This window comes from Variovorax sp. 01T439_2, assembly GCF_056398445.1.
This window is the reverse complement of the sequence record NZ_JBFTPJ010000060.1, coordinates 1-11,846: the sequence shown is the minus strand read 5'-3', so window position 1 is coordinate 11,846 and position 11,846 is coordinate 1. Positions and strand designations below refer to the sequence as shown.

General features: G+C 69.6%; 9 protein-coding genes. All 9 read left to right on the top strand.

Features of this window, described 5'->3' with window-relative positions:
- Nucleotides 1-152 precede the first annotated feature (152 nt).
- A complete protein-coding gene (gene argE, locus AC1DOC_RS04910) occupies nt 153-1,319 on the top strand; it encodes an acetylornithine deacetylase (protein WP_478081085.1) in 1,167 nt (388 codons plus the stop codon).
- Entirely contained in the window at nt 1,294-2,574 is a 1,281-nt protein-coding gene (locus AC1DOC_RS04905; RefSeq protein WP_478129222.1) for a DUF445 domain-containing protein, read from the top strand. Before argE ends, AC1DOC_RS04905 begins: the two co-directional genes overlap by 26 nt.
- Before the next feature lie 100 nt (nt 2,575-2,674).
- Nucleotides 2,675-4,336, top strand: a complete 1,662-nt coding sequence (locus AC1DOC_RS04900; RefSeq protein ID WP_478084401.1) for a Vgb family protein — start codon at nt 2,675-2,677, stop codon at nt 4,334-4,336.
- Nucleotides 4,337-4,484: 148 nt separating this feature from the next.
- Nucleotides 4,485-5,255: an MHYT domain-containing protein gene (locus AC1DOC_RS04895; RefSeq protein ID WP_012745491.1), complete on the top strand. Its 771-nt coding sequence runs from the start codon at nt 4,485-4,487 to the stop codon at nt 5,253-5,255.
- 72 nt (nt 5,256-5,327) lie between these two features.
- Nucleotides 5,328-6,938: an acyl-CoA carboxylase subunit beta gene (locus AC1DOC_RS04890; RefSeq protein ID WP_478081088.1), complete on the top strand. Its 1,611-nt coding sequence runs from the start codon at nt 5,328-5,330 to the stop codon at nt 6,936-6,938.
- Nucleotides 6,935-8,884, top strand: a complete 1,950-nt coding sequence (locus tag AC1DOC_RS04885; protein ID WP_478129476.1) for an acetyl/propionyl/methylcrotonyl-CoA carboxylase subunit alpha — start codon at nt 6,935-6,937, stop codon at nt 8,882-8,884. The genes AC1DOC_RS04890 and AC1DOC_RS04885 overlap by 4 nt, the downstream gene beginning before the upstream one ends.
- Before the next feature lie 43 nt (nt 8,885-8,927).
- Nucleotides 8,928-9,842 (top strand): SDR family oxidoreductase, encoded by a 915-nt coding sequence (locus tag AC1DOC_RS04880; protein WP_478081090.1) that lies wholly within the window; start codon nt 8,928-8,930, stop codon nt 9,840-9,842.
- 15 nt (nt 9,843-9,857) lie between these two features.
- Entirely contained in the window at nt 9,858-11,018 is a 1,161-nt protein-coding gene (locus AC1DOC_RS04875) for an acyl-CoA dehydrogenase family protein (RefSeq protein WP_478081091.1), read from the top strand.
- Between the two features lie 90 nt (nt 11,019-11,108).
- A partial coding sequence (locus AC1DOC_RS04870; protein ID WP_478129475.1) for a slipin family protein occupies nt 11,109-11,846 on the top strand: 738 nt, incomplete at its 3' end.

Sequence of the window (11,846 nt, the reverse complement as noted above, 5' to 3'; positions counted from 1 at the left end):
CCGCCAGGCCAAGGACGGCGGTCGCGGCAAGGGCGAAGTGAACGGTGCGCATCGTCTTTTTCTCCATCCAAAAGAGGCGCAGCGTACCCGCTGCGCATGACAGCCGGGGCGCCCGCGGGCGCGCGGCGCCGACTTCTTGGACAATGTGTTGCATGTCCCCTACGCTTTCCCCCCAGAGCCTCGCGCTGGCCCAGACGCTGGTGCGCATGAACACCGTCAGCGAAAACAGCAACCTGCAGCTGATCGATCTCGCGCAAAGCCACCTGGCCGCGCTGGGCGTGAAGAGCCGCATCACCTACAACGCCGAGCGCACCAAGGCCAACCTGTTCGCCACCCTCGGCGAGGGCAAGCCGGCCGGCGTGATCATCTCGGGCCACACCGACACGGTGCCGTGGGACGGGCAGGACTGGAGCGTCGACCCGCTCTCCGCCGCGGTGCAGAACGAACGCCTCTACGGCCGCGGCTCGGCCGACATGAAGAGCTTCATCGCCATCGCGCTGTCCAATGCCCGGCGCTTCCTCGAAAGCGACTCGCCCTTCGCGGTGCACTTTGCCTTCAGCTACGAGGAAGAGATCGGCTGCTTCGGCGTGAAGGAACTCATCGCCGACATGCGCGACGCCGGCATCAAGCCGCTCGCCTGCATCGTGGGCGAGCCCACCAGCATGGTGCCGGCCATCGCGCACAAGGGCGTGTACCGCTACCGCTGCTGCGTGCGCGGCAAGGAGGCGCATTCCTCGCTCACGCCCAAGTCGGTCAATGCCATCGAGATGGCCGCGCGCGTGGTCGGCAAGGTGCGCGACATGGCCGAAGGCTTCGAGCGCAGCGAGCCGCGCTACGAGGGCTTCGACGTGCCCTTCAGCACCGCGAGCGTGGGCCAGTTCCACGGCGGCATTGCCGACAACGTGGTGCCGCGCGACGCCGAGTTCCGCTATGAATTCCGCGACCTGCCCACGGCCGACGCCAAGCGCATGCAGGCCGAGGTGCTGGCCTATGCCGCGAGCATCGAGCCCGCGATGAAGAAGGTGGCGCCCGATGCGGGCTTCCGCTTCGAGACCATCTGCGAGATCCCGAGCTTCCTCGGTGCGGCTACGGATCCGGTCACGCTGCTCGCGCAGCGCCTGGCGGGCGAGGAGCGCACCACGCTGGTGGCTTTCGGCACCGAAGCGGGCCTCTTCAAGAACGCCGGCATCCCCACCGTGGTGTGCGGCCCGGGCAGCATCGAGCAGGCGCACCAGCCCGACGAGTTCGTGAGCCTGGAGCAGCTGGCGCGCTGCGAACTGTTCATGGAACGCCTTGCCGCCACGCCGACCATTGGCTGAAGACAGCCACGGCAGCGGCGCGCTGCAGCGCATGAAGCGCGTCGCGCTCGGCCTGCTGTGCGCGGCGGCGCTGCTCTATGCGCTGGCCAGCGCGCTGCACGGCGAGCATCCGGCCTGGGGCTACGTGGCCGCCTTTGCCGAAGCCGCGATGGTCGGCGCCATTGCCGACTGGTTCGCCGTGGTGGCCCTGTTCCGGCATCCGCTGGGCCTGCCGATTCCGCACACCGCGATCATCCCGAGCAACAAGGACCGCATCGGCGCCAAGCTGGCCGGCTTCATCTGCAACAACTTCCTCGGCACCGAACAGGTGCTCGCCAAGCTGCGCGAGTTCGACGCGGCCGGGCGAATCGCCGACTGGCTGGCGCGGCCCGCGAGCGGCCAGAAGCTCGGCGAATGGGGCGTGGCGGCCGCCCGCTACGGGCTTGCGGCCTTCGACGACGAGCGCGTGCGCGCCTTCATGGGCCGCGCCGCCGCGGCCGGCCTGCAGAAGATCGACCTCTCGCGGCTGATGGGCCAGGCGCTCGATGCGCTCACGGCGGGCGGGCGCCACCAGGCGCTGCTGGACGACGTGCTGCAGCAGGTGGCTGGCCTGCTCGAAGGCGAGGAGGTGCAGGCGCACATCACCGAAGCCATTGCGCGCGAGATCAAGACGCTGCGCTACGTGGGCCTGGACCAGGTGGCGGCCAAGCTCGCCACGCGCAAGATCGTGGCGGCCGTGGCGCGCACCATCGCCGAGCTCGCGGCCGAGCCCGAGCATCCGATGCGCCGGCGCTTCGACCACTTCGTCGACGACTTCGTGGTGCGGCTCAAGCTCGACCCCGAGTTCCAGCAGCGCGGCGAGCAGATCCGCGCCGAGCTGATCGCGCATCCCGCGCTCGGCGACTACCTGCACGGCATCTGGGGCGAGCTGCTGGCCTGGCTGCACGACGACCTGGGCCGGGGCGACTCCACCATCCGCCAGCGCATCGCAGCGATGGCGGGCGCGCTCGGCACGCGGCTGCAGGCCGACGACGCGATCCGCCGCTGGATCAACGAGCAGATCGAGGCGGCCGCGCCGCTGGCCATCGAACGCTACCGCGAGGACATCCGCCGCTACATCGAGGAGCGCGTCGCCGACTGGAACGCCGGCGAGATGACCAGCGAGCTGGAGCGCCACATCGGGCGCGACCTGCAGTTCATCCGCATCAACGGCACGCTGGTGGGCGGGCTGGTGGGGCTCTCGATCCACACGGCGACGCAGCTTCTGCGCGGTTGAGCCGGCGTGGCCGGAAGGCCGCATGTCGCGGGAGCGACTGGCCCGCCGCCCCTCCTTCCTTCTAGACTGCTCGCGCGCATCCAAAAGAAGGAGAGAAGACATGCCCTGCCGCCCGTTCATCCGCGCCGCCGCACTCATCGCCAGCCTCGCCCTGCTGGCCGCCTGCGCCGGCATCGCGCCGCCGCCGTCGCCACCGCCCACCCGCCCCGCCGCGTGGTCCGAGCCCGAAGTGCTGGTCGCGCCGTCCTCGTTCGCGGGCGTGCACGGCCTGGCCATCGACCAGAAGGGCCGCCTGCTCGCGGGCTCGGTGCTCGGCAACACGCTGTGGGAGGTCGACCGCAGCACCGGCGCGGCCAAGGTTCTGATCGATGCGCCCGAGGGCCAGGCCGACGACATCGCGGTCGGCCCCCGGGGCGAGCTGGCATGGACCAACTACCTCATGGGCATGCTGCGCTACCGCGAAAGCGACGGCGCGCCGATGCGCGTGCTCGCCAAGGACCTGCCCGGCCTCAACTCGCTGGACTTCGACCGCGGCAGCGGCAAGCTCTACGCCTCGCAGGTGTTCCTGGGCGACGCGCTCTGGGAAATCGACCGCACGGGCCAGAAGCCGCCGCGGCTCATCAAGAAGGACATGGGCGGCTTCAATGGCTTCGAGGTCGGCCCCGACGGCATGCTCTACGGACCGCTGTGGTTCAAGGGCCAGGTGGTGAAGATCGATCCGGCCGACGGCGCCATGACCGTGATCGCTGGCGGCTTCAAGATTCCCGCGGCCGCCAACCTCGACGACAAGGGCAACCTCTGGGTGGTCGATGCGCGCAGCGGCGAGCTGGTCAAGGTGGACCTTGCCACGGGCCGCAAGACCGTCGCGAAGCAGCTGCGCCCGTCGCTCGACAACCTGGCCATCGCCCCCGACGGCACGATCTACGTGTCGAACATGGCCAACAACGAAGTGCAGTCCTTCGACCCCGCCACCGGGGTGCTGCGCACGCTCACCAGCGGCAAGCTCGCGACGCCCGCGGGGCTCAAGATCGAAGGCCGCACGCTCTGGGTGGCCGATGTGTTCGGCTTCCGGCAGGTGGACGTGCGCACGGGCGAAGTGCGCGACGTGCTCCGCATGCAGCGCGATCCGGAGCTCGACTATCCGTTCGCCGTCGGCCTGTCGGGCACGCGCTTCGCGCTGACCTCGTGGTTCACGGGCACCGTGCAGCTGGTGGACCGCCAGACGCTGCGAACCGTCGAAATCATCCACGGCCTGAAGGCGCCGTTCGATGCCATTCCCATGGCCGACGGCAGCGTGATCTATGCCGAGATCGCCACCGGCAGCATCACCCGCGCGAGCGGTCCTCATTTTGCAGAGAAGCAAGTGCTCGCCAGCGGGCTGGGCGGCCCGGTGCAGATGATCGTCGGCCGCGACGGCGCGCTCTACGTCACCGAAGCCGCAGGCAAGCTGACCCGCATTCCGCTCGATGCCAGCGCCCCGCTGCGTGCGATTGCCGAAGGCCTGGCGCTGCCCGAAGGCGTGGCCGAGACGCCCTGGGGCAGCTTCATCGTGGCCGAGAGCGCCGCGCGCCGGCTGGTGGAGATCGACCCGGCCAACGGCTCGCGCCGCACCGTGGCGGAAAACCTGCCGATCGGGCTGGCTGCGGGACCGGGCCTGCCGCCGCCCTACGTGGTCACGGGCGTCGCGGTCGGCAGCGACGGGAGCATCTACATGGCGGCCGACCGGAACAACGCGATCTACCGGATTCGCCCGAAAAATTGAGCCCCATAAAAATGGGAGTAAATCCCATGAAATTGGGTTTACTTTTGAAAACAACTATTACAGACTCCTGAGCGGACGTCTCGTTACATCTTCGGCCGGCCAGGTGGCCGGCGGCGGCGAGCCGTTCCTTACCAGGAGAAGAAAAGACATGACTCCCCTCGTCGTTGGCCAATTGCTGTCGCCCGAGTATTCGCTGGGGCTGGTGGCGCTCTCGTTCCTCATCTCGTTCGCGGGCTCCCTGGTGGCGCTGATCTGCGCGGGGCGCATGGTCGGCGCCGACGGCAAACCCAACCTCGCGGTCGTCGCCTGCGCCGCAGTGGCGCTGGGCGGCATCGGCATCTGGTCGATGCACTTCATCGGCATGCTGGCGTACCGCCTGCCGGTGGGCATTTCGTACAACGTGCCGCTCACGGTCGTCTCGCTGGTGGCGGCCATCCTGATCTCGGGCATTGCGCTGTACATGGCGGGCGGGCGGCGCAAGTTCAGCCGGGCCGGCTGGCTGGCCGGAAGCCTGCTCGCGGGGCTGGGCGTGTGCGTGATGCACTACATGGGCATGTTCGCAATGAACATGCGTGCCTCGATGGACTTCGACCCCACCGTCGTGGCGCTGTCGGTGGCCATCGCCATCACCGCCGCCGGCGCAGCCCTGTGGCTGGCCTTCAACCTGCGCCGGCTGAGCCACCAGATTGCGGCAGCCGCCGTGATGGGCGTGGCCGTCTGCACCATGCACTACGTGGGCATGAGCGCGGCCAGCATGATCTGCATCGCGGCCGCGCCCACCGACGCGCTGGCCATCGGCGGCAACTACATGGGCCTGTCGGTGTTCGGCACGGCCGGCGCGGTGCTGATCTTCATCTACTGGGTGATCACGGGCAGCAGCCTGGACGCGCCCACCGCACAGCGCGCCCGCACCAGCTAATTGGCGCAAGCCGGGCGCGCATCAGCGTCCTAGAGTCGGTGCAGAGCGAAAACGATCTGCACTGACTCCTCCATGCCCGCCATCGAATCCCGCCTGAACGCGGCCAGCGAATCCTTCCAGGCCCATCGCGCCGGCATGCTGGCGCTGCTCGGGCAGGTGCGCGCGCACGAGGCCCGCGCGGCCGCGGCATCGAACGCCTCGGCCGAGCGCTTTGCCCGGCGCGGCCAGCTGCTGCCGCGCGAGCGGCTCGCGCTGCTGCTGGACACCGGCGCGCCCTTCCTGCCACTGGCCTCGCTCGCGGGGCTCGGGCACGACAACGAAGACCTCGGCCGGAGCGTGCCGGGCGGCGGCGTGATCGCGGGCATCGGCCGGGTCGCGGGCGTGCGCTGCATGGTCAGCGCCTCCGACTCGGGCATCGACGCCGGCGCGCTGCAGCCCATGGGGCTGGACAAGCAGCTGCGCGTGCAGGAGATCGCGCTGGAGAACAAGCTGCCCTACGTGCAGCTGGTGGAAAGCGCGGGCGCCAATCTCATGCAGTACCGCGTGCAGGACTTCGTGCGCGGCGGCGGCATCTTCCGCAACCTGGCGCGGCTCTCCGCCGCGGGCCTGCCGGTGGTGACGGTGACGCACGGCTCCTCGACCGCGGGCGGCGCCTACCAGACGGGCCTTTCGGACTACATCGTGATGGTGCGCGACCGCACGCGCGCCTTCCTGGCCGGCCCGCCGCTGCTGAAGGCCGCCACCGGCGAAATCGCCACCGAAGAAGAACTGGGCGGCGCCGTGATGCACACCCACATTTCGGGCCTGGGCGACTACCTGGCCGAGGACGACCGCGACGCCATCCGCATCGCGCGCGCGATCCTCGGCGGCATCGACTGGGCGCGCGACGAGCAAGCGCGCAAGTTCGCGCCGCCGCTCTACGCGGCCGAGGAACTGCTGGGCATCATGCCCAGCGACGGCCGGCGGCCGGTGGACATGCGCGAGGTGATCGCGCGCCTTGCCGATGGCTCCGAGTTCCTCGAATTCAGCGCGCACTACGGCAGCGCCACGCTGTGCGGCCACATGCGGCTCGAAGGCCATGCGGTGGGCATCGTCACCAACAATGGCCCGATCGACTCCGACGGCGCCACCAAGGCCACGCACTTCATCCAGGCCTGCTGCCAGTCGCGCACGCCCATCGTGTATTTGCAGAACATCACGGGCTACATGGTGGGCCGCGCGCACGAGGAGGCCGGCATCATCAAGCACGGCGCCAAGATGATCCAGGCCGTGACCAGCGCCACCGTGCCGCAGGTCACGCTGCACTGCGGCGCTTCCTACGGCGCGGGCAACTACGGCATGTGCGGCCGCGGCTTCGCGCCGCGCTTCTGCTTCTCATGGCCCAACGCGCGCACCGCGGTGATGGGCGGCGAGCAGGCGGCGCAGACCATGGCCATGGTGATGGAGGCGGGCATGGCGCGAAAAGGCTCCGTCGACCGCGCGAAGATCGACGCCATGCAGCGGCAGATCATCGAGCGCTTCGAGCGGCAGACCAGCGTCTTCACCACCAGCGCGCTGCTGCTCGACGACGGCGTGATCGATCCGCGCGATACGCGCGCCGTGCTGGCCGAAGTGCTGTCGGTGTGCCGCGATGCCGACGCGCGCGAGCCGCAGGCCATGCAGTTCTCGGTGGCGCGGCCATGAGCTTCCACAAGATCCTCATCGCCAACCGCGGCGAAATTGCAGTGCGCGTGATGCGCACGGCGCGCGCCATGGGCTGCCGCACGGTCGCCGTGTATTCGAGCGCCGATGCCGATGCGGAGCACGTGCGGCAGGCCGACCAGTCCGTGTGCATCGGCGGGCCGCTGCCCGCGCAGAGCTACCTGGACATCGCCGCCATCGTCGAAGCCGCGCGTTCGAGCGGCGCGCAAGCGGTCCATCCGGGCTACGGCTTCCTCGCCGAGAACGCGGACTTCGCACAGGCCTGCCGCGATGCGGGCCTCGTCTTCATCGGCCCCTCGCCCGAGGCCATCCGCGCCATGGGCGACAAGGCCGCGGCGAAGCGGCTGATGCAGGCCGCCGGCGTGCCCTGCATCCCCGGCTACCAGGGCGAAGACCAGAGTGCGGCCACGCTCGCTGCCGAAGCCGCGCGCATCGGCTGGCCCGTGATGATCAAGGCCACGGCCGGCGGCGGTGGGCGCGGCATGCGGCTCGCGCCATCGGCCGAGGCCTTTGCCGAGCTGCTGCAGAGCGCGYAGTCCGAGGCGCTCCATGCCTTCGGCGACAGGGCGGTGATCCTGGAGCGCGCCATCGCCGCGCCGCGCCACATCGAGATCCAGGTGTTCGCCGACCGGCATGGCAACGCCATCCATCTTGGCGAGCGCGACTGCTCGGTGCAGCGCCGGCACCAGAAGCTGATCGAGGAATCGCCCTCGCCTGCCGTCTCCGAGGCCTTGCGCGAACGCATGGGCGCCACGGCCGTGGCGGCGGCAAGGGCCATCGGCTACGAGGGCGCGGGCACGCTCGAATTCCTGCTCGATGCCGACGGGCAGTACTGGTTCATGGAGATGAACACGCGGCTGCAGGTGGAGCATCCGGTGACCGAGGCCGTGACAGGGCTCGACCTGGTCGAGCTGCAGCTGCGCGTGGCGGCGGGCGAGGTGCTGCCGCTTGCACAGCAGGACGTGCGCCTGAGCGGCCATGCGATCGAGGTGCGGCTGTGCGCCGAAGACCCGCAGCAGGGCTTCATGCCGCAGAGCGGCACGCTCGCCGCATGGCGGCCTTCGCCGGCACTGCGCATCGAGCATGCGCTGCGGGACGGCGCCGCAGTGCCGCCCTTCTACGATTCGATGATCGCCAAGCTCGTGGCCCACGGCCGCACGCGCGAGGAAGCCAGGCGCCGGCTGGTCGCGGGGCTGCAGGACACGGTGGCCCTGGGCCTGGCGACCAACCAGCGCTTCCTTCAGCGCGCGCTGTCGCATCCGGTGTTTGCCGGCGGTTCGGCGACGACGGCGTTCATTGCCGAACACGCCGGGGCCTTGCTGGCAACCGACCCCGCCATGGCGCGCCGCACCGCATGGCTCGCGGCGCTGCTGCTCCAGCTGGGCGGGCGCGGATGGCCCTCGCCGCTCGCGCACACGCTGCCCAACGCGCTGCGCTTCTCGCTCGACGGCCAGGTGCACGCCGCGCGCGTGATGCCGCGGGGCGCGGGCGGCTTCGATGTCGCGCTCGATGCGGCCGCGCCGGTACCGATCGAGCTGCTTTCGCTGACCGGCGACGGCGCCTTGCGCTTCTCGTGCGATGGCGTCTCGGAGCGGGCCTTGGCGGTGCGCGAATCCGCGACGCGCCTGTGGCTCCACTTCCACGGCCAGGCCTTCGACCTGCAGGACCTCACGCATGCCGCCGTGCCGCGCGCCGAGGCCGCGGGCGGCGACGGCCTGCTGCGCGCCTCGATGAACGGCCGCGTCATCGCGCTGCTGGTGGCCGAAGGCGAGGCCGTCGCTGCCGGCCAGCCGATCGCCACGCTCGAGGCGATGAAGATGGAACATGTGCACTGCGCGCCGCGCGCGGGCCGCGTCGCCGCATTGCATGTGGCGGTGGGCGCGCAGGTGGCCGCGCGGCACGTGGTGGCCGAGATCGCCGACGCATGACGGCGCACACTTCAGCTCGCCAGCCTTTGCGGAAGCCTCACGCATGAACGACTCTTCGCGCTACCGCTCCGTGTTCTCGCCCGGCCTGTTTGCCGGGCAAGTGATCCTCGTCACGGGCGGCGGCTCGGGCATCGGCCGCTGCACGGCGCACGAGCTTGCATCGCTGGGCGCGCAGGTGGTGCTGGCCGGCCGCAACGCCGACAAGCTGCAGCAGGTGCAGGCCGAGATCGCCGATGCGGGCGGCAAGGCCAGCATCCAGGCCTTCGACATCCGGCAGGAAGAAGCGGTGCGCGCCGCCGTCGCCGACATCGTTGCAGCGCACGGCCGCATCGACGGCCTGGTCAACAACGCGGGCGGCCAGTACCTCACGCCGCTCGCGGCCATCTCGGCCAAGGGCTGGGAGGCGGTGATCCACACCAACCTCACGGGCGGTTTCCTGGTGGCGCGCGAGTGCTTCGTGCAGAGCATGCAGGCGCACGGCGGCGCCATCGTCAACATCGTGGCCGACATGTGGGGTTCGATGCCCCACATGGGCCACAGCGGCGCGGCGCGCGCGGGCATGGTGAGCTTCACCGAGACCGCCGCGCTCGAATGGGCCGCGAGCGGCGTGCGCGTGAACGCCGTGGCACCGGGCTACATCGCGTCGAGCGGCATGGACCACTACCCGCCCGAGGCCGCCGAGATGCTGCGCGCCATGCGCGACACCGTGCCCGCGGGCCGCTTCGGCAACGAGGCCGAGACCTCCGCCGCCATCGCCTTCCTGCTGAGCCCGGCGGCGAGCTTCATCAGCGGCAGCGTGCTGCGCGTGGACGGCGCGCGGCCGCAGGTGCGCATGGGCTGGCCGATGGCGCTGCCCGATGCGCAGGTGCGGCAGCGCACCGCCGTGCGGCCCTTCGGCGGCTTTCACCTGGCCGAGACGCCGCGCGTGTTCCGGGACGGCGGCGAAGCAAACGACTGATTGGAGACCACCGCAATGCAGTACACCCACGAGCACCTCGAGATCCAGAAGACGCTGCGCCGCTTCATCGACAGCGAGATCAATCCGCATGTGGATGAATGGGAAGACGCCGAGATCTTTCCCGCGCACGAGGTCTTCAGGAAGCTGGGCAAGCTGGGCATGCTGGGCCTCAACAAGCCCGAGGCCTTCGGCGGCGCCGGGCTCGACTATTCGTATGCGATGGCCATGGCCGAGGCGCTCGGCCATGTGAGCTGCGGCGGCGTGCCGATGGCCATTGGCGTGCAGACCGACATGTGCACGCCCGCGCTCGCGCGCTTCGGCAGCGACGAGCTGCGCCGCGAGTTCCTGGTGCCCGCCATCGCAGGCGAGACGGTCGGCTGCATCGGCGTGAGCGAGCCCGGCGCGGGCAGCGACGTGGCGGGCCTCAAGAGCCACGCACGCAAGGACGGCGCCGACTACCTCATCAGCGGCCAGAAGATGTGGATCACCAACAGCCTGCAGGCCGACTGGATGTGCATGCTGGTCAACACCAGCGATGGCCCGGTGCACCGCAACAAGTCGCTCGTGATGGTGCCGATGGACAGCCCCGGCATCGAGAAGGCGAAGAAGATCCGCAAGATCGGCATGCATTCGAGCGACACCGGCCTCATCCACTTCGACAACGTGCGCGTGCCGCAGCGCTTTCGCATCGGCGAGGAGGGCCAGGGCTTCGTCTACCAGATGCAGCAGTTCCAGGAAGAGCGGCTGTGGGCCGCCGCGAGCTCGCTCGAACCGATGGAAGACTGCATCGCGCAGACCATCGAATGGGCGCAGCAGCGCCAGATGTTCGGCGCCACGCTGGCCGACCAGCAGTGGGTTCAGTTCAAGCTGGCGGAACTCAAGACCGAGGTGGAAGCGCTGCGCGCCCTTGCCTACCGCGCCTGCGACCTGCACGTTCAGGGCCAGGACGTGCTCGAGCTGGCCTCGATGGCCAAGCTCAAGACCGGCCGGCTCACGCGCCAGGTCGCCGACACCTGCCTGCAGTTCTGGGGCGGCATGGGCTTCACGCTGGAGAACCGCGTCTCGCGGCTGTACCGCGACGGGCGGCTCGGCTCCATCGGCGGCGGTGCGGACGAAGTGATGCTGGGCATCCTCGCCAAGACGATGGGCATCGCCAAGCGGCCGCCGCGCGGCTGAAGCTGCGATCTTTTCCGGCCTCGGCCGGAACGCCCGCGCGCACCGGCGGTCCAACAGTCCAGCGCTGTCGCTGGGTCGCGGGAGACCACCATGTTCACTTTCGGCATCGGCACCGTCTTGCTTGTCTTGCTGGTGGTGCTGCTTTTTTCGGCCATCTGGATCTTTCGCGAATACGAGCGCGGCATCGTGTTCACCCTGGGCCGCTTCTCCAGGGTCGCGGGGCCCGGGCTGGTGATCGTGGTTCCCGCCATCCAGCAGGTCGTGCGGGTCGACCTGCGCACCGTGGTGCTCGAGGTTCCGACCCAGGACGTGATCTCGCGCGACAACGTGTCGGTGAAGGTCAGCGCGGTGGTCTACTTCCGCATCGTCGATGCCGAAAAGGCCATCATCGAAGTCAGGGATTTCTTCAACGCGACCAGCCAGCTGGCGCAGACCACGCTGCGCTCGGTGCTCGGCAAGCACCAGCTGGACGACATGCTCGCCGAGCGGGAAAAGCTCAACCTGGATGTGCGCGAGTCGCTCGACGTGCAGACGGCTTCGTGGGGCATCAAGGTCTCCAACGTGGAGATCAAGCAGATCGACCTTACCGAATCGATGATCCGCGCCATCGCGCGGCAGGCCGAGGCGGAACGCGAGCGGCGTGCCAAGGTGATCCATGCCGAAGGCGAGCTGCAGGCCTCCGAGAAGCTGTTCCAGGCCGCGCGCGTGCTGGCGCAGGAGCCGCAGGCAATCCAGCTGCGCTACCTGGAAACGCTGACGGTGATCGGTGCGGACAAGAACACCACCATCGTCTTTCCGCTGCCGGTGGAACTGCTCGCGAACTTCCTG